The organism is Phyllobacterium brassicacearum, from assembly GCF_003010955.1.
In the GTDB taxonomy this organism is placed as follows: domain Bacteria; phylum Pseudomonadota; class Alphaproteobacteria; order Rhizobiales; family Rhizobiaceae; genus Phyllobacterium; species Phyllobacterium brassicacearum.
On record NZ_PGGO01000015.1, the window covers coordinates 1 to 22,691 of the forward strand.

A 22,691-nucleotide genomic window follows, 5' to 3' on the forward strand; every position below is an offset into this window, starting at 1 on the left:
CTCACGAAGATCATTGGAATAGGGTCGCGTCATGGATGCTGGCCTCCAATCCCAGCATCCATGATGAATCACATATCAACTGATTTGGGAATCCCGGTGCGATTCCGACAAGCAATGATCCGCTCTAGTCCGCAATGGCCAAATCAAGCCGCCTTGATGGCTTCCTCGAGCGTCGTCAGCTGGCCTAGAAGATCCTCGGCCTTGGCGCGATCTTCGCGCGTCGTCGCATCTTCAAAATCTTCCTTGGCGTCCTGGATACGGCGCTGCAACTCATCAGCCCTTATATCGGTGACGTGTACCGCCGATTCAGCGAGCAAAGTGCATCCATCCGGCGTGATATCGACGAAACCGCCAAACACGACATAACTGTCGGGCTTGCCATCCGCCATCTTCACGGTGACAACGCCCGGCTTGACCGTTGCCATCAACGGCGCATGGTGTGCCATCACAGTCATGTAGCCTTCCGTACCCGGAACCACGACTTCAATAACCTGCTCCGAGAGAAGCAGGCGCTCTGGCGACACGAGTTCGAACTGGAAGGCTTCTGCCATGATATTCACTCAATCCTCAAGGTCTTGACCCGGAGCAACTCCAGGAAAAGTGCGAAGCGGTTTTCCATCCGGAGTTGCATCAATATGAAGTTGACAAAGGCGGGCCGGGACCCGCCATCATCGGTCTCGCGATCAGGCAGCCTCGGCGGCCAGACGCTGTGCCTTTTCGATCGCCTCGTCGATCGAACCGACCATGTAGAACGCTGCTTCCGGCAGATGGTCGTAGTCACCATTGCAGAGGCCCTTGAAGCCCTTGATGGTGTCGGCCAGATCAACCAGCTTGCCCGGCGAACCGGTAAAGACTTCAGCAACAAAGAACGGCTGCGACAGGAAGCGCTCGATCTTGCGGGCACGGGCAACCGCAATCTTGTCTTCTTCCGAGAGCTCGTCCATGCCAAGAATGGCGATGATGTCCTGGAGCGACTTGTAGCGCTGCAGGATCGACTGAACCTGACGTGCCGTCTGGTAGTGTTCCTCACCAACGATTAGCGGATCGAGCATGCGCGATGTCGAGTCCAGCGGATCCACAGCCGGGTAAATACCCTTCTCGGAAATCGCGCGGTTAAGAACTGTTGTCGCATCAAGGTGCGCGAAGGATGTTGCCGGCGCAGGGTCGGTCAAGTCGTCGGCGGGGACGTAAATCGCCTGCACCGAGGTGATCGAGCCCTTGTGCGTCGTGGTGATGCGTTCCTGCATCTGGCCCATATCGGTCGCTAGCGTCGGCTGATAACCCACAGCGGACGGGATACGGCCAAGCAAAGCGGACACTTCGGAACCAGCCTGCGTGAAGCGGAAGATATTGTCCACGAAGAACAGAACGTCCTGGCCTTGGTCGCGGAAGTGCTCGGCGACAGTCAGGCCGGACAGAGCAACACGGGCACGGGCCCCTGGCGGCTCGTTCATCTGGCCATAAACGAGGGCAGCCTTCGAGCCTTCGCCGCCGCCTGCCTTGTTCACGCCGGATTCGATCATTTCGTGGTAAAGGTCATTGCCTTCACGGGTACGCTCACCCACGCCGGCAAACACCGAGTAACCACCATGCGCCTTGGCGACGTTGTTGATCAGTTCCATGATGAGAACTGTCTTGCCAACACCGGCACCGCCGAAGAGGCCGATCTTGCCGCCACGTGCATAAGGCGCGAGCAGGTCGACAACCTTGATGCCGGTCACAAGGATCTGGGCTTCTGTCGACTGTTCGACATATTCCGGTGCCGGCTGGTGGATGGCGCGGGTCAGCTTGGTGTTCAACGGACCTGCTTCGTCAACCGGCTCACCGATGACATTCATGATGCGGCCGAGGGTTTCCTCGCCGACCGGAACCATGATGGGCGAACCAGTGTCATAAACGGCCTGACCGCGAACGAGACCTTCGGTCGAGTCCATGGCGATCGTGCGGACAGTGTTTTCACCGAGGTGCTGTGCAACCTCGAGAACGAGACGGTTGCCGAGGTTATCGGTTTCCAGCGCATTCAGGATCTGCGGCAGCACGCCGCCATCGAAGGCAACGTCGACAACAGCGCCGATAACCTGACTAACGCGTCCGGCGACACCAGTCGCCTTCAGCGTTGCCTTCGGTGTTGCCGCCTTGGCTGCCGGAGCCGCCTTTGCTGGTGCCTTGGGCGCTGCAGCTTTCGCTGCTGGCTTGGCAGCGGCTTCCGCCTTGACGGCTGCCGTCTTGGCGGCCGCTGCCTTCGGGGCAGCCTTGGCGGCTGCGGGTGTTTTCGGGGTCGCTGCTTTTGCCATCGATCCTTACCTTCGCGATTAGAGCGCTTCCGCGCCCGAAATGATTTCGATCAGTTCTTTGGTGATCTGGGCCTGACGCTGGCGGTTGTACGACATTGTCAGCTTGTTGATCATGTCACCGGCATTGCGGGTTGCGTTGTCCATGGCGGACATGCGCGCACCCTGTTCCGATGCCGCGTTTTCAAGGAGAGCGCGGAAAACCTGGACTGAAATATTGCGTGGGATCAGATCACCCAGAATGGATGCCGGATCCGGCTCATATTCGTAAACTGCATCGCCTGCGCTTTCCGGTTCAGCGTCGCTGATGGAATTGGCCGGGATAAGCTGCTGTGCGGTCGGGATCTGCGCGATCACAGACTTGAATTCCGAATAGAACAGCGTCGCAACATCAAACGCACCCTCATTGAAGAGCGCGATGAGCTTGTGGCCAATCTGGTCCGCATTCACAAAGCCAAGCTGCTTGACGTCACGCAGATCGACATGGTCGATGATCTGCTTGCCGAGGTCACGGCGCAGAATATCTGCGCCTTTCTTGCCGACCGTAATGATCTTTACGGTCTTGCCGTCTGCGATCAACCGGCGGGTGTGTTCGCGAGCCAAACGCGCAATCTGCGCATTGAAGCCGCCGCAAAGACCGCGCTCGGAAGTGCAGACGACGAGCAGATGCACATCGTCCTTGCCGGTTCCGCTCATCAGAACTGGCGCATCATCGCCATCCACGTTGGAAGCGATGTTTGCCAGAACTGCGGCCATCCGCTGCGAGTAGGGCCGCGCAGCTTCCGCAGCTTCCTGCGCACGACGCAGCTTCGCCGCGGCGACCATCTGCATCGCCTTGGTGATCTTCTGCGTCGCCTTGACCGAGGCGATCCGGTTTCTCAGATCCTTTAACGAAGGCATCCGTTCATCCCGTCAGTGAGTTTTAAGCGAAAGACTTGGCAAAGGCGTCAACAGCCGCCTTGAGCTTGCCTTTGACATCGTCGCTAAGCTGCTTTTCCTTGGCAATCGCGTCGAGAACATCCTTGTGCTCTGTGCGCAGCCATGTGAGCAGACCATGCTCGAACTTGCCGACCTGATTGACTGCCAGCTTGTCGAGGTAGCCATTGACACCCGCGAAGATCACCGCAACCTGCTCTTCCGTCTTGAGCGGCGAGAACTGCGGCTGCTTGAGGAGCTCTGTCAGGCGCGCACCACGATTGAGCAAACGCTGCGTCGAGGCATCGAGATCGGAACCGAACTGTGCAAAGGCCGCCATTTCGCGGTACTGCGCCAGTTCACCCTTGATCGAGCCTGCAACCTGCTTCATCGCCTTGATCTGGGCAGCAGACCCCACGCGGGAAACCGACAGACCGACATTCACGGCCGGGCGGATACCCTGGTAGAACAGGTTGGTTTCAAGGAAGATCTGTCCATCGGTGATCGAAATCACGTTGGTCGGAATATAGGCCGACACGTCGTTCGCCTGAGTCTCAATGATTGGCAATGCGGTCAGTGAACCGGCGCCATTGTCGTCGTTGAGCTTTGCAGAGCGCTCGAGAAGCCGTGAATGCAGATAGAAAACGTCGCCCGGATAGGCTTCGCGGCCTGGCGGGCGGCGCAGCAGCAGCGACATCTGGCGGTAAGCCACAGCCTGCTTTGACAAATCGTCATAACCGATCAGCGCGTGCATTCCGTTGTCACGGAAATACTCGCCCATTGCGCAAGCGGAGAACGGTGCGATGTACTGCATCGGCGCAGGATCGGAGGCCGTAGCGGCGATAACGATCGAATATTCGAGGGCGCCGCGCTCTTCCAATATCTTGACGAACTGGGCAACCGTTGAACGCTTCTGGCCGATGGCGACATAAACGCAATACAGCTTGTCCGCTTCATTGCCAGCATCGTGAGCCGGCTTCTGATTGAGGAAAGTATCGAGAATGATCGCGGTCTTGCCGGTCTGGCGATCGCCGATGACCAGCTCGCGCTGGCCGCGGCCAACCGGGATCAGCGCATCGATGGCCTTGAGGCCCGTCGACATCGGCTCATGCACCGATTTACGCGGGATGATGCCGGGGGCCTTGACGTCAACGCGCGAGCGCTGCGTCGCCTTGATCGGGCCCTTGCCGTCGATCGGATTGCCAAGCGCATCGACAACGCGGCCGAGCAGTTCCTTGCCGACAGGAACGTCAACGATAGCGCCAGTACGCTTGACTGTATCGCCTTCCTTGATGTCACGGTCCGAACCGAAAATAACAACACCAACGTTGTCGCTTTCAAGGTTCAGGGCCATGCCACGGGTACCACCCGGGAATTCGACCATTTCACCAGCCTGAACGTTGTCCAGACCATATACGCGAGCGATACCGTCACCGACGGACAGAACCTGACCGACTTCGGAGACTTCTGCCTCCTGGCCGAAATTCTTGATTTGCTCTTTCAGGATTGCGGAAATTTCCGCGGCGCGGATGTCCATCAGCCGACCTCTTTCAGTACAAGCTTAAGCGAAGAAAGTTTTGTGCGAAGTGAAGTGTCGATCTGGCGGGACCCCAACTTGACGATGAGACCTCCAAGGATCGACGGATCAACGGTGACATTGATTGTCACGTCCTTGCCGGCAACGCTTTTCAGCGTGGCCTTCAATTCTGTTTCCTGCGCTGCCGTCAGGGCATGCGCGGATGTTACATCGGCCGTAACCTCGCCGCGATGGTTGGCAGCGATCTGGCGGAACGACTGGATCATGGCCGGCACGGAGAAAAGACGACGGTTCTGCGCGACGACGCGCAGGAAGTTGCCGACGAGGCCGCCGATCTTGGCTTTGTTAAGGATGGCAGAGATTGCCTTGACCTGATCATCCGACGAGAAAACCGGGCTCTGGATCAGCCGCTTCAGATCGGCGCTGCCATTGATGAGAGCCTCGAATGCGTCGAGATTCTGTTCGACCTCAGCAAGCGATTTCGCTTCCAATGCGAGGCCGAACAACGAACCCGCATAACGCTGGGCAACACCGGATATGAGCGACGAAGTTTCTGCCACGAACGACAAGCTCTCTGCGTTGGGGCCAAAAATCAGGAAACCGGAAGGAATTTTCGGTCAAATCTTTGGCATTATTGATTTTTTTAACCGTCTGGACACAACTCGAAAGCCGCCCCCCACGGGATTTGATTGCCGTCTAGCATAGGAAGACAGGACTCGCAACACGCGAATCCGCGAAAACAGGCGGCAGAAACGCCGCAGCTCGGGATAATTATGACTCCGGGATTCCAGTAATGATGGTATGGCCTATGCGATGAAGCCGAATGCAAACAGCAACGGGCCCGCGGCGAGGGCAATTTCAACTATGACGGATACCCAATTGTAAAGCGTGTTCCCACGGTCGGACATCATCGAGATCAGACGGCCGAAGACCGTGAAGCCCCAAGAGAGGCCAAGCGCGATCCACAGGAACGGCTGGGCGAAAATCAACGCGCTGAGACCGAGACCGAGATAAAATCCCGCAAACGTGCCGCGAATTTCGGAAAGGGCTTCCGGTCGCTCCGGCTTGGTCTGGAGCCGGAGAATCTTCAGGGCGACACGTGGTGCAAAGAACAGAACCAATCCGAAGATGACTGTAATTGCCGCTGACAGCCAAGCCAGCCATTCGCCCGTCGTCGCCGGCCAATAAAATTCCATTTCCTGTCCCTTCCCCAAAATACCTGTAATAGCGCCGATCCAAAATTGGTCATGGGGTGGCGAAAATGGTGGTTTTCCAGCACCGGCGCGGAGCGTACTTTTGGATACGTGAGCACCGGAGCACAGAAAAACGCCATTTGCAGCCCGCCATGGCCAATTTTAATGGTTTTATAGAAAGCTTTGCGGATCGATATCAACCTGTACGCGGACCGATCCCCGTTCTTTTGGCCCCGCAGCCAGCATGGCGCGGATAAAGCCCTGGATATCCGCTTTGCGGGTGCCATGGATCAGCAGCCGGAACCGGTGTCGCCCACGGACCAGCGCAAGTGGCGCCTCCGCCGGTCCAAGCACACTGATCTGCGGCGATACGGGCGCGGCGCGGCGCAAGGCCCGCGCATGGTTCTCCGCTTCGACGCGTGTCGCTGCCGAGATGATCAGCGAACCCAGGCGTCCGAATGGCGGCAGACCGGAGCGCTCGCGTTCCTCGATCTCGCGCTCGTAGAAAGCCTGCGAGTCGCCTGAGACGATTGCCCGCATCACCGGATGATCCGGCTGGTAGGTCTGCAACAGCCCGAGGCTCTTCTTGCCGGTGCGCCCTGCCCGCCCGGTGACCTGGCTGAGCAGCTGGAACGTGCGCTCGGCCGCCCGCGGATCGCCATTGGCGAGGCCGAGATCCGCGTCGACAACGCCGACCAGCGTCATGTTGGGGAAGTTGTGCCCCTTGGCAACGAGCTGCGTGCCGATGATGATATCCGCCTCGCCGCGCGCGATCGCATCGAGCTCGAGCCGCAACCGCTTGACGCCCATGAGGTCGGAGGACAGCACGATGATGCGCGCATCGGGAAACGTCTTCTCGGCCTCTTCGGCGATGCGCTCCACGCCGGGTCCGCAGGCAACAAGATGGTCGAGCGTACCGCAGGACGGACAAGCCTCCGGGCGCGCTTCGTGGTGACCGCATTGGTGACAGACCAGTTGGCCACGAAACCTATGCTCGACAAGCCAGCTCGAACAGTCCGGACACTGGAACCGGTGTCCGCACACCCGGCACAAGGTCAGCGGCGCATAACCGCGGCGATTGAGGAACAGCAGCGATTGCTCCTGACGATGCAATGTCCGATTGATTGCCTCGACTAGTGCCGGCGACAGGAATCCGCCCGGACGCGGTGGTGACCGGCGCATGTCGATCGATTTGAGATCGGGCATTGCCGCTTCGGCATAGCGGCCGGTCAACTTGATACGGTTGTAGCGTCCCTGCCCCGCATTGACCTGACTCTCGATCGACGGCGTTGCTGAGGCGAGCACCACCGGAAAATTGCCGATATGCCCGCGAACCACGGCCATGTCGCGCGCATTGTAGTAGACGCGGTCTTCCTGCTTGTAGGCGGGATCATGCTCTTCATCGACAACGATCAGGCCGAGTTCCTGGAATGGCAAGAACAGTGCTGAACGCGCCCCCGCGACAACCCGGATCTGACCTTCCATGACCTGCCGCCACACCCTTTCGCGCATGCGCGGCGCCAAATCGGAATGCCATTCTCCGGGTTTCGAACCGAACCGGTCGTGAAAGCGATCCAGGAATTGCTGCGTCAGCGCGATTTCAGGCAGCAGGATGAGCACCTGCTTGCCCTTTTCAATCGCTTTGGCAACTGCCTCGAAATAGACTTCTGTCTTGCCGGAGCCGGTAACCCCGTCAAGCAGTGACACCGAAAATCCGCCCGCTGAAACCGCATCCACGAGCTGTGCCGCTGCACCCTCCTGTTCGCCGGACAACGCGGCCTTCGCGTAGTCCACGTCCGGCGCCGCAACAACGGGTCGCGGCGGGATCATCACGTGTTCGAATACACCCTGCGTGACTAGCCCATCGACGACCGTAGCCGAGACCCCCGCCGCATGGGCAAGCCCCGTGCGCGTCCAGGCCATGCCGTCCTCGGCCAGTTCCAGCACGCGGGCCCGCGCACCGGTCATCCGGTCGGGCTCGCGGCCGGCAAATCGCAGGCCCGGTACTGGCGGTTCCGGATCGAAAGCCGCAGGAACGCGCAGCACCATCCGCGCCACCATTCCGGGCGGCGAGATCGTATAGTCCGCGGCCCAGCGCATGAAGCGAAGCATGTCACCGTCGACAGGCGGACAATCGAACAGTTCGGATATCGGCCGCAGCTTCTTGGCGTCGATGGAGTCCGTCGAGCCATCCGTGACGATGCCCGCGACCTCACGGGGTCCCAGCGGCACGCGCACGATTGAACCCGCCTTCACCTCCATCCCATCCGGCACGGCATAGCTATACGGCCGCTCGGCCGGCATCGGCACAAGCACCGGAACTATTTTTTGCGGGATGAACGAATCCTGGCTCATATGGGCGTGACCTTGCCGCGGCTTTGAGCTAAAGAAAAGCCAATTTCCGGGAAGAAATATCCCATCTATCATTTAGGAAGGACTGCACCGATGAAATTCTTTGTCGATACTGCCGACGTAAAGGAGATCCGCGAGCTCAACGATCTCGGATTGCTCGACGGCGTAACCACCAATCCATCGCTGATCCTTAAGTCTGGCGGCAGCATCATCGAAGTTACCAAGGAAATCTGCTCGATCGTCAAGGGACCGGTTTCTGCCGAAGTCACCGCGACCGAATACGAAAAGATGATGAAGGAAGCAGCAGTCCTTGCCAGGATCGCGGACAATATCTGCATCAAGGTGCCGTTGACCCTCGATGGCCTCAAGGCTTGCAAGGCGCTCCGTTCCGACGGCCACCTCGTCAATGTAACGCTCTGCTTCTCCGCAAATCAGGCACTTCTCGCCGCCAAGGCCGGGGCAACCTTCATCTCGCCCTTCATCGGCCGTATCGACGATATCGGTATCGATGGCATGGAACTGATTTCTGAGATCCGTACCATCTATGACAATTACGATTTCCAGACGGAAATCCTCGCTGCCTCGATTCGCACGGTCAATCACGTCAAGCAGGCCGCGCTGATCGGCGCTGATGTCATCACTGCACCGCCAGCGACACTGCGGGCGCTCGTGAAGCATCCACTGACCGACAAGGGCCTTGAAGCCTTCCTTGCCGACTGGGCCAAGACCGGCCAGTCGATTGCTTGATCAGGTTGATGCCGATTATCTCTCCCCTTGTGGGAGAGAAAGCGATTTCAGCTAAAAATCGCAAGAGAGGGGATTTGCCTCATTTACCCCCTCTCTTGGATTTCTTCCCCACAAGGGGGAGATAAATACCTCACCGATTATAAAGTCGATCCAAGATCTGGCGCTCAAAGAACGCCAGTTCGGGCGACGCATGGCGGCGCGGCCGCTCGACCGGGATATCGAGATCAAGCGCGATCCTGCCGCTGTCGATGACGACGACACGGTCGGCGAGCGCCACTGCTTCGGTCACATCATGAGTAACCAGCACCGCAGTGAACTTCTTGGCAAGCCATATCCGCTCCAAGAGCTGCTGCATCTCGATCCGCGTCAGCGCATCGAGGGCGCCGAGCGGCTCGTCCAGCGCCAAAATGGACGGATGACCAACGAGAGCGCGAGCCAGCGCCACCCGTTGCCGCTGCCCGCCCGAAAGAACCGACGGCCACTCGCCCCCGCGATCGTCCAGGCCAACTTCCGCCAGGATCTCGAGACCTTTCTTCCGCGCAACATCGCCTTTCTCAATACCGGTCAGGCCCACTTCGACATTGCGCGCAACACGCGCCCACGGCAGAAGCCGCGGCTCCTGAAACATGATGCGCGTACGTTTGTGATCATGCGTGCCCGATCCATGCACCAGTTCGCCGGATGTCGGCTTGTCGAGTCCTGCGAGTAGCCGCAGCAGCGTACTCTTGCCGCAGCCGCTCTTGCCGATGACCGCAACGAACTGCCCCTCGTGAACATCGAGGTTGATGCCTTGCAGCACGGCCTTGCCGCCAAACTGTTTCGCCACATTGCGAAAGGAAAAGGCGAGCTCGCCTTTGGGTCTCGACGTATATGTCAGGGCAATCGGAACGGTGAATGACTGGCGTGCTGTGATGGTCGCGGCGGTCATGTTCTTTCCTCAAACGGTCTGGAAGGCAGGGTGCCATTGCAGGGAAATCCGCTCGAGAAAGCGCGCGAGTGAATCGGCCAGCTTTCCAAGCAGCGCATAGATCAGTATCGACAGGACAACCACGTCGATCAGCAGGAATTCACGCGCCTGCATCGCCATATAGCCAAGCCCCGACGATGCAGAGATGGTTTCGGCAACGATCAGCGTCAGCCACATGATGCCAAGCGCGTAGCGCAAGCCAACGAAGATCGAAGGCAATGCCCCCGGCAGGATCACGCGCAGGAATAACTCTGTCCGCGACATGCCATAGATGCGGCCCATCTCGACCAGCTGCGGGTCGACGCCTTGGATGCCGAGCAAGGTGTTCACATAAATGGGGAAGAACACACCCAGCGCGACGAGAAACAACTTTGCCTGTTCGTCGATGCCGAACCACAGGATCACCAGCGGTATGAGCGCCAGATGGGGAATGTTGCGGATCATCTGCAGCGTCGTATCGGTCAATTCGCGGCTCAGCGCTGAAAGCCCATTGGCAAGCCCGAGCGAGAAGCCGATGGCGCCACCGATGACGAAGCCGCTGAGCGCCCTTAGCGTCGAGATCCGGATATTTTCGATCAGCTCACCCGACCAGAGAAGCTTCCAGAAGGCTTCGCCAACGGCCGACGGAGCGGGAAGAACATTGGCGGGAATGAGACCCGCTCTTGATGCGCCTTCCCACCCGGCGAGTAGAACTGCCGGCAACAGCCAGCCAAGCGCACTACGACCGAACTGATGAAGCGCGCGGCTCATGAGGCAGCCTGCAGGCGCTTGTTGCCATAGAAGCCGACACCGAACTCATTCTCGATCGAACGGCGCGGCGTGCGGCGTTGTCCATCCAGTCCAAGCACCGGGAACAGCAACTCGGCCACACGATAAGCCTCTTCCAGATGCGGATAACCCGACCCGATAATGGTATCGATACCAATGGCCTGATACTCACGAATACGCGCGGCGATGCTCTGCGGCGAACCGACCAGGGCCGTCCCCGCTCCGCCGCGTACCAGACCAACTCCTGCCCACAGATTGGGCGCGACCACCAGTTTGTCACGGCGCCCGCCATGCAGCTCTGCCATGCGTCGCTGTCCGACGGAGTCCATCTCCTTGAGAAACCGCGACTGGGCGATTTCGATCTGCTCGTCGGTGATCTTGCTGATCAGCCGGTCCGCCGCCGCCCAGGCCTCGTCTTCCGTTTCGCGAACGATGAAATGCAGCCGGATGCCGAACCGCAATTGGCGACCCCGAGCCGCCGCCTTCCTGCGGGCACGCTCGATTTTCTCTGCAACCTGTGCCACCGGCTCGCCCCAGGTCAGATAGAGCTCAACCTGCTCGGCAGCCAGCTCCTGCCCGGCATCAGATGAACCGCCAAAGTAGAGCGGAGGCTTGTCCTGCGCCGGCAGCAGATCGAGTCGACCACCCTCAACACGATAATGTTTTCCTTCGAAATTCACCGTTTCACCGGAAACCAGCTGGCGCCAGATGGTCAGGAACTCGGCCGCCTGCTCGTAACGTTCGTCATGTGGCAGAAACACGCCGTCGCCCGCCAGCTCAACCGGATTGCCGCCGACCACCACATTGAGCAGGAGGCGGCCGTTGCTCAGACGGTCGAGCGCCGCCGTCTGCCTTGCGGCAAAGACCGGGGATGTCACGCCGGGGCGCAAGGCAACTAGAAACTTCAATCGCTCCGTATGCGCGGCAAGACCAGCGGCAGTGATCCAGGAATCCTCGCAGGATTGTCCGGTAGGCAACAGCACCCCGGGAAAGCCGAGCCTGTCCACCGCTTGCGCGATCTCGCGGAAATAAGCGAACTCCTGCGGGCGTTGTTGACGTTCGGAACCGAGGTAGGACCCATCTCCATGGGTGGGAATGAACCAGAAGAAATCAAGCGGCGCGTTGTTTGCAGGCTGTGTCATACGAAAATCCAATCCTGATTTTGTAGGCCAAGGCTTGTGGAGATTCAGGTCATGATGCGTCGAAAATGGTGGTTTTCGAGAACCGGAGCGCGACGTACATTTTGGTACGTGAGCATCGGATCGCAGGAAAACGCCATTTGAGGGCTAGCATGGCGTGAATATCGACAGCCTCTAGTTGCTTGGGGCCGACCATACGGCATCGGCAATCTTGATGGCGTTGGGGATGAGTTTCAGCCGGTAGAAACGGTCCGCTGTCTCCTGCTGGTGCGCGACGATTTCCGGAGTGACCGGTCCAACGCTGAATACCGAGCGATCGGCGGCAAGGGTCTGCGCATCCAGGGGAACGCCCGTTACCTCGTGCAGGGCTTCCGCAACCTTGTCCTTGTTGGCATTTGCCCAGATGGCCGCGTCCTTCAGCGAATCGATGGTTGAAGTCACGATTTCCGGATGGTTGGCCGCAAAGTCGCGATTGGCGATGAGATAGGTGCTGACGTCGAGAACATCGCTGCTGCGTGTCAGAATGCGCGGCTTGTAGCGAGTCTCCGCGATCGCAAAGAACGGGTCCCATACGGCCCAGGCGTCTATCTTGTCGCTGGCAAATGCCGCGGCCGCATCGGCAGGGCTGAGATAGACCGTGGTGATTTCATCGAACCCGATCTTTGCTTTTTCCAATGCGGCTATCACCAGGTTGTGGGCGCTTGTCCCCTTGCCGACGCCGATCTTCTTGCCTTTGAGGTCAGCGAGGCTCTGGATCGATGAGTCCGGCTTGACGAAGATCGCCTCGCCCTTGCCGTTTGGTGCCAGCGCCGCGGCATAGACGATGGCCGATCCCGCTGACTGGCCAAAAATGGGCGGTGCATCGCCCACCCAGCCGACGTCGATGCTGCCGACATTCAGGGCTTCGACGAGCGGTGGACCGGCGGTGAACTCGACCCATTTCACCGCAATATTCTTGGGTTCCAGCGCTTTCTCGATCACGCCTTGTTGGCGGGCGACAACGGGTAATCCAGTCTTCTGGTAGCCGATCCTCAATTCCTTGAGCGGCTCGGCGGCATAGGCGATGGTCGATGCAAAGGCTGCGGCTGCAAACAGAGCCGCGCCAAATGTTCTGCGTGTCAATCTGGACATGGTCCCTCTCGATGGCACGGGCTTTGTTGATCCGCAATCTTCCCGCCCGGTCAGGAATGGAACCAATGCTAGTTAACTCGACCAATATGGTAGAGAAAAGAATTTTCATAGAATTGCAGGGGGCGGGATTAGTTTTCTCAGGCGCCTGCCAGCTCGCGCAATGTGGGCGAAGTTCGTGTCAGGTCTTGGCGTCAGCGCAGTTGCGGAGGCGCGGGGCTCTCTCAGTCGTCCTCGAAGCCGCCGCTCAGCTTCATTCCCTCGATCGAGGTAGCACCGTCCTGCTTGATAACGGTCAGAGCGCGCACCCCCGTCCGCGCCGTAATCTCATCGGCGAGCACACGTGAATGCGTGACAATCCACAATTGGGTCCGCTCTGCCGCCTGGGCAATCATGTCGGCGAGCGCCGGGAGCATTGAAGGGTGCAAGCTGGTTTCCGGTTCGTTCAAGGCAACCAGGCGAGGCAGCCGGTAGGACAGCAACGCGCCCGCAAGTGCCAGAAATCGTATCTGGCCGTCGGAGAGTTCTTCCGGCCGGAACAGACGCTGCGGAAACTCCGGGAGGCGCAGCCCGAACGTCGCCGTTTCACCGGGAACAGGGACGTCGAGCGTTGCCCCGCCCAGTGCATCGGCAATGCAGCGGTCGAGATCGACCGTATCCTCGCGAATATGCACAAGCGTTGCAAAAACCGCGGCAAGATTGCCGCCATCCTCGTCGAGAAGCGGGGCCGTGATCGCCAGTGACGGTTGACGAACGGGCGAATCCCGATCCGTCCGGAACCCGTGATAGAAACGCCAACCGAGAACCGTTGCGCGCAAATCGCCGATTTCCGGATAGCGCCCCGAGCTGCCAAGGATTGCCAGCGCTGTCTCCGAATCGAGAAGCCTGACCGGATGTTCGATTCGCCGCCCCTTGTCGTCGCGCGCAAACACGGCCGGCCCCTTGCGGCCCATCATCTCGACAGGCCGCCGGCCGCTGTCGATGCTCAGCGTTTCTTCCTTGATCTGCGGCTCGAAGGCAAACCCGGCCGCGGCCGGCGGTCTCAGCCCAATTTCCACCTGGTAACTTGGCGCCAGACCGGTCTCCACCGAATAACCCGACCGGATTGCGGTTTCGTCGTTGTCAAACTCGTTATTGAAAACCATGCGGACAGGTCCGGATCGGCGCGTGCCGGTCCACAATGCCGATTGCATGCCGCCCTCGCGCGCAATCTCGTATGACAGCGTACCCTCCGCCGAAGCTTTGATGAGCTGCATGGCCCGATAGAGATTCGATTTTCCGACGCCGTTCTCGCCGACGAACAAGGCGAGCCTGCCGATATCGAGACGGATGGAGCGCAACGACCGGTAACCGGTCGCGGAAAGCGAGGTCAGGCGCATTCGGGCCCCTAATAGTTAGAGACTGACTGGAAAGTCGTGTCGAATTTCAAAACAGTCTCTTAGAACTTGGAGAGATCCTGCGCCACACTGAGATTCAATGCCTCCGCAAGCTCGCGCGCAGCGCGATTGGCCGCATCCCTCTGGGCTCTCGTCACGGCATACCGCTGTCTGGGCGCATCATAATTGGCAGTTACGAGCCGGCTTCCCTTTCCGACGACCTGTCCATCGGAAATACGTGTCACGACATAGCTACCTGTCATGCGCACCAGGCCAGCCGTTGGCTGACCGGATTTGTCGTTGGTCGCATTCTGCACGAGCATCAGCGACAGATATTGCGGGGCCACGCTAAGCTGCATCGAGTAGGCCGGGCTTGCCGGCTCGCCTGCCCCACCGGCAAACAGGAAGATCAAATGGTTGCGAACTTCCTGGGCTTCACGGGTGCCCGGCTGATTGATTGCGACCGTAGCCAGTCGCGAACGAACGCTGCCATTCACACCAGCACCGGTGCTGGCCACCGGGCTGGGGTCGGAATACAGCGGCCGCACCTGACATCCCCCGACGACCAAGGCCATACCGAGAACGCAGGCGCACAAGAGGCGCTTTGGGACCGGCTGAAAACGATCAGGCAACGACATTGATGATCCTCTGCGGTACAACGATGACTTTCTTCGGTAAACTGCCGTTCAACGCTGCCTTGACAAAATCAAGCGCGAGCGCGGCTTCTTCGACCGCCAATTGATCTGCGTCGCGGGCAATTGTCAAATCACCACGCTTCTTGCCATTGATCTGGACGGGTATGGTCACATCATTTTCGACGATCAAAGACTCGTCATATGCCGGCCAAGCCTGATGCGCTACAAGGCCGCTGCCGTTCAGCGCTTGTCCGCACTCTTCGGCCAAATGCGGCATCATCGGTGCAATCATGGCGACCAGCATGTTGGTCGCATCCCGGCACGCACCAATCAAGGCCTTGTCGGCCTCGCCGGCAGCGACCTTCTGCAAGGGTCCGGACAAGACATTCACCAGTTCATAGAGACGTGCGACCGCCTTGTTGAACGCCAGCTTCTCGATGTCCTCGCCGACAGCCTTCACTGTCTTGTGCGCGGACTTGGAAACCTGCAGCGATTCGCCCTCCGAGGCAGCGGCCGGCTCGGCAGTCTTCAGCACGTCTGCGGCTTCGGAGATCAACCGCCAGACGCGCTGAACGAATCGGTGCGCACCCTCGACGCCGGCTTCCGTCCAGATCACATCCCGTTCTGGCGGCGAATCGGACAGCATGAACCAGCGTGCGGTATCGGCGCCATAGGAAGCGATGATGTCATCCGGATCGACGACATTCTTCTTCGACTTCGACATTTTTTCGATCGAGCCGATCTCGATTTCCTCGCCGCTGTCGATCCTCACCGCACGGCGCTGCCCGTCTATCTCCTCGAGCCTGACCTCCGCCGGTGTGACCCATCCATCTTTGCCTTTGTACGTCTCGTGCACTACCATGCCCTGTGTGAACATGCCCTTGAACGGTTCGCTGACATCAAGATGTCCCGTCAGCTTCATTGCGCGGGTAAAGAAGCGCGAATAAAGCAGGTGCAGGATCGCGTGTTCGATACCGCCGATATACTGATCCACCGGCAGCCAGTGATTGGCGGCTTTCGGGTCAGTCGGCGCATCTTCCCAGGGTGCGGTAAAGCGGGCGAAGTACCACGATGAATCGACAAACGTATCCATCGTGTCCGTTTCGCGGCGCGCAGCCTTGCCGCACTGCGGACAGTTGACGTGCCGCCAGGTCGGGTGACGGTCGAGCGGATTGCCCGGACGGTCGAACTCGACATCGTCCGGCAGCTTGACCGGCAGATCAGCCTTGGGAACCGGAACCACACCGCAATCATCGCAATGGATCATCGGGATCGGGCAGCCCCAATAGCGCTGACGCGAAATACCCCAGTCGCGCAAGCGGAAATTCACCTTGCGCTCGCCTTGTGGGCGGTTACCGATGGTCTGCTTTTCCAGCCGGTTCGCCACATCATCGAATGCCTCGGCAGGTGACATTCCATCGAGGAACCGTGAATTGATCATCACCCCGTCATCGACATAGGCCGTTTCCGTGATCTGGAACGTCGCCGCATCGGCATCCTTCGGCATGACAACAGCGACCACCGGCAGGCCATACTTGTTGGCAAAGTCCAGGTCGCGCTGATCCCCGGACGGGCAGCCGAAGATCGCGCCCGTGCCGTAGTCCATCAGGACGAAATTTGCGACATAAACCGGCAGCTTCCAGTCCGGATCGAATGGATGCTCGACGCGCAGCCCGGTGTCGAAGCCCTTCTTCTCGGCTGTCTCCAGTGCAACAACAGAGGTGCCGGCGTGTCGGCATTCCTCGTTGAATTTGGCCAGTTCCATATTGGCTTCCGCCGCCTTCTTGGCGAGCGGATGATCCGCAGCAATCGCGATGAACGAGGCGCCAAACAATGTGTCCGGACGCGTCGTATAAACCTCGATCTCGTTTTCGCCGCCGGCGTGCGACTTTTCATCCAGCGCCCAGCGGATCAGCATGCCCTCGGACTTCCCGATCCAGTTGCGCTGCATCAGGCGCACTTTTTCCGGCCACTGATCGAGACCGTCAAGCGCGCTCAGCAGTTCTTCATTGAAATCGGTGATCTTGAAGAACCATTGCGTCAGCTCGCGCTGTTCGACCAGCGCGCCGGAGCGCCAGCCGCGACCGTCGATCACCTGCTCGTTGGCAAGAACGGTCATGTCCTCCGGATCCCAATTGACCTTGGAGGATTTACGCGTCACCAGTCCTTTCTCGACAAAGTCGAGGAACAGCATCTGCTGGCGATGATAATATTCGACATCGCAGGTAGCGAACTCTCGCGACCAGTCGAGCGACAGCCCCATGGATTTGAGCTGGCCGCGCATCGTCTCGATGTTCTGGTAGGTCCAAGCCTTTGGATGGACCTTGTTTTGCATCGCGGCGTTTTCCGCGGGCATGCCGAACGCATCCCATCCCATCGGATGCAGGACATTGAACCCCTTGGCACGCTTGTAGCGGGCAACGACATCGCCCATGGCATAGTTGCGCACGTGCCCCATATGGATGCGTCCCGATGGATAGGGGAACATCTCAAGCACGTAATACGGGTCGCGCGGATCATCATTCGGCGTCTCGAAAAGTTTGGCATCGTCCCAAACTTTCTGCCAATGCTTTTCGGCTACGCGTGGATTATATCGTTCGGTTGCCATGAACGGAATTCTCTTGCAAAGGATAATGGTTGCGGGACCTTCACCATGGATTGGTGGGACCGTCAACCATTTGAAGCTGAAGGAACCCGCGAAAACCGGGCTCGTGTATCATAAATAGGACTCAACCGCGCCATGCCCAATGCCGTTGACCAACTTTTTGCCGTTCAAAACGAAATTCGCAAAGCCGAAGCCGAGGCCAATCGCCCACAAGGCTCAGTTACATTGGTCGCCGTCTCCAAGACCTTCGACGCGGATACGATCCGGCCCGTCATCGAAGCGGGCCAGCGCGTTTTTGGTGAGAACCGTGTGCAGGAAGCGCAATTGAAGTGGCCGTATATGCGCTCCGATTTTCCGGATCTCGAGCTGCATCTGATCGGGCCGCTGCAGTCCAACAAGACACAGGAAGCGGTCGCTCTTTTCGATGTCATCGAGACCGTCGATCGTGAGAAGATTGCCGCTGCATTGAGTCTCGAAATGAAGAAGCAAAACCGCTTCCCAAGGCTTTACGTACAGGTCAATACCGGTTCAGAGCCGCAAAAGGCCGGTATCGAACCGAAAGAGGCCGTAGCGTTCGTCACGCGCTGCCGGGACGTTCACGGGCTCATCGTCGAGGGGCTCATGTGCATCCCGCCGGCCGACGAAAACCCGGGGCCGCATTTTGCCCTGCTGGAAAAAATCGCGCGGGAAGCTCAGGTCGAGAAACTTTCGATGGGCATGTCGGGAGACTATGAGATCGCCATTGGTTTCGGCGCGACTTCGGTACGGGTCGGCTCTGCCATATTCGGCAGCCGGTAAGATTACCAGCTGCGGCGCGGCCCTGTGTCGATGTGATAATAGCCCGCAGGATAGCGCTTCAAACCACCGACTTCCTTGATGCCCGATAGATGCTGCATAAGGCCCGAGGCCTTGCCATGCACGCGGAAATCAACAGCCTGGCAGTTGAGGTGATAGGACTTGTCCCGGCCGCCGACACTGCGGTTGCGCGATCGTGACCGAACCGTCGAGTTGACTGTGAGCGGTCCATATTTTGCTGAAACGCGATTGAGAACATTCTTCAACTGTTCCGGAATGCACTTGGACGGCGCCTTGTAGTCTATATAAGCCTTGCCGCGAGGCATCGCTGCGAGTACCAGCGGGCTGATCTTGTCGAAAACGGAATCGTTGAGGAGATGCGCGTGCTCCTCGTCAAAAAGATGAGCTCCCACCCGCTCCTGCGGATTGGAAGGCTCAGGCAATGTCCCAGCATCCGCTGGAAGGGCCAGGGCAAGAACGGTCAGGGCAAACGGCAGGAATTTCGCGCGGAACGCAACGCTGCGCAAGGGTTGAATGGTCATTCTTCGATCCTTGGTGTGGCGCAGACTTTTTATGATTGTGCGGCGCGCCTTATGTGTCCTCCCAAGTCAAGGCGGCGACCGTTCACGCCTAAATGTGTCCAAAATGGACCGGGTTCCATGACAAAATGTAACGGTATATTACAACGGGTGGTTGCGCTGTCCGACCGGGGCATCAGCCCATTCTGCTGATTTGCCATATTTACGCATTGATTTGCTTGGTGATAATGAAAGCTATCCGTCTCCCGCCCGGGAGACATCGGGTGGAGGCCCGACATCTCAGATTCTGGAGGAAATTGATGTCCGAGAAGGTTTATCCCGTGCTGGCAAGCGCGAAGAAAGACGCGCTCATCGACAATGAGACCTATCTCAACTGGTACAAGCAGAGCATCAAGGACCCGGAAAAGTTCTGGGCAAAACACGGGAAACGCATCGACTGGTTCAAGCCCTATACCAAGGTCAAGAACACCTCGTTCGAAGGCAAGGTCGCCATCAAATGGTTCGAGGACGGGGTCACCAACGTTTCCTACAACTGCATCGACCGCCACCTGAAGAAGCGCGGCGATCAGGTCGCCATCATCTGGGAAGGTGACAATCCCTACCTCGACAAAAAGATCACCTATAATGAGCTTTACGAGCAGGTCTGCCGCCTCGCCAATGTGCTGAAGAAGCACGGCGTCAAGAAGGGCGACCGCGTCACCATCTACATGCCGATGATCCCCGAAGCATCCTACGCGATGCTCGCCTGCACACGCATCGGCGCCATCCATTCCGTCGTTTTCGGCGGCTTCTCACCGGACGCACTTGCAGGGCGCATCGTTGACTGCGAGTCGACCTTCGTCATCACCTCGGACGAAGGCATGCGTGGCGGCAAGCCGATCCCGCTCAAGGACAATACCGACAAGGCGATCGATATCGCCGCCAGGCACCATGTTATGGTGAAGAACGTGCTTGTCGTACGCCGCACGGGCGGCAAGACCGGCTGGGCGCCGGGCCGCGATCTCTGGTACCATGAGGAAATTGCCAGCGTTAAGCCGGAATGCAAGCCGGAGAAGATGAAGGCGGAAGATCCGCTGTTCATCCTTTACACCTCCGGTTCCACCGGCAAGCCGAAAGGTGTTCTTCACACCACTGGCGGCTATCTGGTCTACGCATCGATGACCCACCAATATGTCTTCGATTACCATGACGGCGATATCTATTGGTGCACGGCCGATGTCGGCTGGGTCACCGGCCACTCCTATATCGTCTACGGACCTCTGGCCAATGGCGCGACGACGCTGATGTTCGAAGGCGTTCCGAACTACCCGTCCGTATCCCGCTTCTGGGACGTCATCGACAAGCACAAGGTCAACATCTTCTATACCGCCCCAACCGCCATCCGCGCCCTGATGAGCGCCGGCGATGAGCCGGTGAAGAAGACGTCGCGCAAGTCACTGCGTATCCTCGGTTCGGTGGGCGAACCCATCAATCCGGAAGCCTGGGAATGGTATTATCAGGTGGTCGGCGACAAACGCTCGCCCATCGTCGACACGTGGTGGCAGACCGAGACCGGCGGTATCCTCATCACGCCGTTGCCCGGCGCAACTGCTCTGAAGCCAGGCTCTGCCACACGGCCGTTCTTCGGCGTCCAGCCGCAGCTTGTCGACAATGAAGGCGATGTTCTCGAAGGCGCTGCCGACGGCAATCTCTGCATCATCGATTCCTGGCCCGGCCAGATGCGCACGGTCTATGGCGATCACAAGCGCTTCATCGAAACCTACTTCTCCACCTACAAGGGCAAGTACTTCACCGGCGACGGCTGTCGCCGTGACAAGGACGGCTATTACTGGATCACGGGCCGCGTCGATGACGTCCTCAATGTCTCCGGCCACCGCATGGGAACGGCTGAAGTGGAATCAGCGCTGGTATCGCACGACACCGTTTCCGAAGCCGCTGTCGTCGGCTATCCCCACGATCTCAAGGGCCAGGGCATCTACTGCTATGTCACGCTGATGGCAGGTCTCGATGGCACCGACGAGCTGCGCAAGGAACTCGTCACCCATGTACGCAAGGAGATCGGTCCGATCGCCTCGCCGGACAAGATCCAGTTTGCACCTAGCCTGCCCAAGACCCGCTCTGGCAAGATCATGCGCCGTATCCTGCGCAAGATCGCGGAGGATGATTTCGGCGCACTTGGCGATACGTCAACGCTCGCCGATCCGGCTGTCGTCGACGACCTGATCGCCAACAGGCAAAACAGGAAGGGCTGATCTTTCCTTCCTTCAATAAGCACTGCCCGTAAATTCAGCCTGATGAGTCAGCTGATGTGGTTTCCGAGAACCGTAGCGCAGTGGACTTTTGGGTCCATGAGCACCGGAAGCGCAGAAAATCGCATCAGATGGCCATCAGGGTGGATTTACCGATAAAGATCAGCCCGCGTCTGCGGCACGGCCGACAACCCGCGCTTGCGCTTGGATGCCAGTGTCTGATTGATCTGCACGGTACCCCGCTCGAAAGCCAGCGCGCAGCCGGTCAGATAGAGCAGCCAAAGCCGAGCCTTGGGCGCGCCGACTTCGGCGATCGCTTCGTCAAACCGGGCGTGGAGCCGGTCCGCCCACATTCGGCAGGTCTTGCCGTAATGCTCGCGCAAATTCTCGACATCATGCACTTCGAAACCGTGACCCTCGAGGTTCTCGACGGTCATACCGAGGTGATCAAGCTCACCACCGGGGAAAATATACTTCACCAGCGCCAAGTGCTCGGCACTTTTGCGCCCGAACGTCTTCTTGTTGCGTTTCATACGCCGCGTGATCGCATGATGCAGGTAAAGCCCGCCCGGGCGCAGCAGGCGGCGCACGCTGGAATAATAGGTGTCGTAATGCGCTATGCCTACCGCTTCGAACATGCCGATTGACGAGATCTTGTCGAACTGACCCTCGAGGTGTTCGTAGGATTTGACGTGGATAGTGATCTTGTCTTCGAGTCCTTCGGCCTTGATCCGCTCTCGCGCCAGTGCCGTCTGCGCTTCGGACAGCGAGACTCCCGTCCCCGTCACGCCATAATGCTTCGCCGCATAGATCAACATCGCGCCCCAGCCGCAACCGATATCCAGCAGCCGGTCGCCCGGTTGCAAACGCAGCTTGCGGCAAATGAGCTCGAGCTTGTCGGCCTGCGCCTGGTCGATCGTATTGGCCCAATCGGTGAAATAGGCACAGGTATAGACCATGCGATCGTCGAGAAAGAGCTGATAGAAGGCATTCGACACATCGTAATGATGGGTGATGGCTTCCTTGTTGGAGCCGCTGACGTAGGGGTCCTTGCCGCCTAATCCGGAATTGCTGGCCTTGCTGCGGCCAAGCAGCAGCGAAGGCACATCCTTCAGCAACTGCCACTTCGGCAGGCTCTTGAGCTTCTGCTTGAACTTTCCCTTGGGACCGCGCTCGACGAGATCGAACAGCGTGCCGTTCTTCACATCGATTTGTCCGGAAACCCACAATTCGACGATGGAGCCGATATTCGGCTTCAAGGCAATCTGGCGCACCGCCATCGGGTCGTTGATGGCGAGCACAGGACCATCCGTTTCGCCAATTCTGCTACCGTCCCATAATTCGACGGCAAATTGCGGCTCGAGTACGTCGATTACCGTGCGGATAATCCGCGCCGCTCTATCTTCAGCTGCCATCCTGTGCCTCTAACCATCTGTCCGAATACGCCATCGACGC

At 58.8% G+C, this 22,691-nt stretch carries 19 protein-coding genes; 3 read left to right on the plus strand and 16 right to left on the minus strand.

Going from position 1 to position 22,691, the window contains the following annotated elements; genetic code table 11:
* Positions 1–143: 143 nt before the first annotated feature.
* From CU102_RS18580 to CU102_RS18615, 7 genes are all read right to left on the minus strand, one after another.
* The gene (locus CU102_RS18580; RefSeq protein WP_106712602.1) at positions 144–551 is read right to left on the minus strand and encodes a F0F1 ATP synthase subunit epsilon; all 408 of its coding nucleotides are present in this window, start codon (positions 549–551) and stop codon (positions 144–146) included.
* 132 nt (positions 552–683) lie between these two features.
* Positions 684–2,294: a F0F1 ATP synthase subunit beta gene (gene atpD / locus CU102_RS18585; RefSeq protein ID WP_106712603.1), complete on the minus strand. Its 1,611-nt coding sequence runs from the start codon at positions 2,292–2,294 to the stop codon at positions 684–686.
* Positions 2,295–2,312: 18 nt separating this feature from the next.
* On the minus strand, positions 2,313–3,191 hold the full coding sequence (locus tag CU102_RS18590; RefSeq protein ID WP_106712604.1) for a F0F1 ATP synthase subunit gamma: 879 nt from the start codon (positions 3,189–3,191) through the stop codon (positions 2,313–2,315).
* 22 nt (positions 3,192–3,213) lie between these two features.
* On the minus strand, positions 3,214–4,743 hold the full coding sequence (gene atpA, locus CU102_RS18595) for a F0F1 ATP synthase subunit alpha (RefSeq protein WP_106712605.1): 1,530 nt from the start codon (positions 4,741–4,743) through the stop codon (positions 3,214–3,216).
* The gene (locus CU102_RS18600; protein ID WP_106712723.1) at positions 4,743–5,303 is read right to left on the minus strand and encodes a F0F1 ATP synthase subunit delta; all 561 of its coding nucleotides are present in this window, start codon (positions 5,301–5,303) and stop codon (positions 4,743–4,745) included. The genes atpA and CU102_RS18600 overlap by 1 nt, the downstream gene beginning before the upstream one ends.
* A gap of 246 nt (positions 5,304–5,549) precedes the next feature.
* Positions 5,550–5,939 carry an AGROH133_08824 family phage infection protein gene (locus CU102_RS18605; protein ID WP_106712606.1) on the minus strand — a complete coding sequence of 130 codons (390 nt, stop codon included), beginning with the start codon at positions 5,937–5,939 and terminating at the stop codon, positions 5,550–5,552.
* A 168-nt stretch (positions 5,940–6,107) separates the two neighbouring features.
* Positions 6,108–8,291, minus strand: a complete 2,184-nt coding sequence (locus CU102_RS18615; protein ID WP_106712608.1) for a primosomal protein N' — start codon at positions 8,289–8,291, stop codon at positions 6,108–6,110.
* Positions 8,292–8,381: 90 nt separating this feature from the next.
* Here CU102_RS18615 and fsa point away from each other — a divergent pair, with 90 nt between their 5' ends.
* Positions 8,382–9,035, plus strand: coding sequence for a fructose-6-phosphate aldolase (fsa, locus tag CU102_RS18620; RefSeq protein ID WP_106712609.1), 654 nt, complete (start codon positions 8,382–8,384; stop codon positions 9,033–9,035).
* 130 nt (positions 9,036–9,165) lie between these two features.
* Here the strand turns inward: fsa and CU102_RS18625 are convergent, their stop codons facing one another.
* From CU102_RS18625 to leuS, 7 genes are all read right to left on the minus strand, one after another.
* On the minus strand, positions 9,166–9,963 hold the full coding sequence (locus CU102_RS18625) for an ATP-binding cassette domain-containing protein (protein ID WP_106712610.1): 798 nt from the start codon (positions 9,961–9,963) through the stop codon (positions 9,166–9,168).
* A gap of 9 nt (positions 9,964–9,972) precedes the next feature.
* Positions 9,973–10,752 carry an ABC transporter permease subunit gene (locus tag CU102_RS18630; RefSeq protein ID WP_106712611.1) on the minus strand — a complete coding sequence of 260 codons (780 nt, stop codon included), beginning with the start codon at positions 10,750–10,752 and terminating at the stop codon, positions 9,973–9,975.
* On the minus strand, positions 10,749–11,912 hold the full coding sequence (gene ssuD, locus CU102_RS18635; protein ID WP_106712612.1) for an FMNH2-dependent alkanesulfonate monooxygenase: 1,164 nt from the start codon (positions 11,910–11,912) through the stop codon (positions 10,749–10,751). Before ssuD ends, CU102_RS18630 begins: the two co-directional genes overlap by 4 nt.
* 171 nt (positions 11,913–12,083) lie before the next feature.
* On the minus strand, positions 12,084–13,040 hold the full coding sequence (locus tag CU102_RS18640) for an aliphatic sulfonate ABC transporter substrate-binding protein (RefSeq protein WP_106712613.1): 957 nt from the start codon (positions 13,038–13,040) through the stop codon (positions 12,084–12,086).
* 221 nt (positions 13,041–13,261) lie between these two features.
* On the minus strand, positions 13,262–14,416 hold the full coding sequence (locus CU102_RS18645; RefSeq protein WP_106712614.1) for an AAA family ATPase: 1,155 nt from the start codon (positions 14,414–14,416) through the stop codon (positions 13,262–13,264).
* A 59-nt stretch (positions 14,417–14,475) separates the two neighbouring features.
* Positions 14,476–15,051: an LPS assembly lipoprotein LptE gene (locus CU102_RS18650; protein ID WP_106712615.1), complete on the minus strand. Its 576-nt coding sequence runs from the start codon at positions 15,049–15,051 to the stop codon at positions 14,476–14,478.
* The gene (gene leuS / locus CU102_RS18655; RefSeq protein WP_106712616.1) at positions 15,038–17,656 is read right to left on the minus strand and encodes a leucine--tRNA ligase; all 2,619 of its coding nucleotides are present in this window, start codon (positions 17,654–17,656) and stop codon (positions 15,038–15,040) included. The genes CU102_RS18650 and leuS overlap by 14 nt, the downstream gene beginning before the upstream one ends.
* A 132-nt stretch (positions 17,657–17,788) precedes the next feature.
* On the opposite strand from leuS, the gene CU102_RS18660 reads away from it, so the two are divergent.
* A complete protein-coding gene (locus tag CU102_RS18660; protein WP_106712617.1) occupies positions 17,789–18,451 on the plus strand; it encodes a YggS family pyridoxal phosphate-dependent enzyme in 663 nt (220 codons plus the stop codon).
* Between the two features lie 2 nt (positions 18,452–18,453).
* On the opposite strand, the gene CU102_RS18665 is transcribed toward CU102_RS18660, so the two are convergent.
* Entirely contained in the window at positions 18,454–18,990 is a 537-nt protein-coding gene (locus CU102_RS18665; RefSeq protein WP_106712618.1) for a YcbK family protein, read from the minus strand.
* Positions 18,991–19,286: 296 nt separating this feature from the next.
* On the opposite strand from CU102_RS18665, the gene acs reads away from it, so the two are divergent.
* A complete protein-coding gene (gene acs, locus CU102_RS18670) occupies positions 19,287–21,239 on the plus strand; it encodes an acetate--CoA ligase (protein ID WP_106712619.1) in 1,953 nt (650 codons plus the stop codon).
* Positions 21,240–21,385: 146 nt separating this feature from the next.
* On the opposite strand, the gene CU102_RS18675 is transcribed toward acs, so the two are convergent.
* On the minus strand, positions 21,386–22,651 hold the full coding sequence (locus tag CU102_RS18675) for an SAM-dependent methyltransferase (RefSeq protein ID WP_106712620.1): 1,266 nt from the start codon (positions 22,649–22,651) through the stop codon (positions 21,386–21,388).
* Positions 22,652–22,691 lie beyond the last annotated feature (40 nt).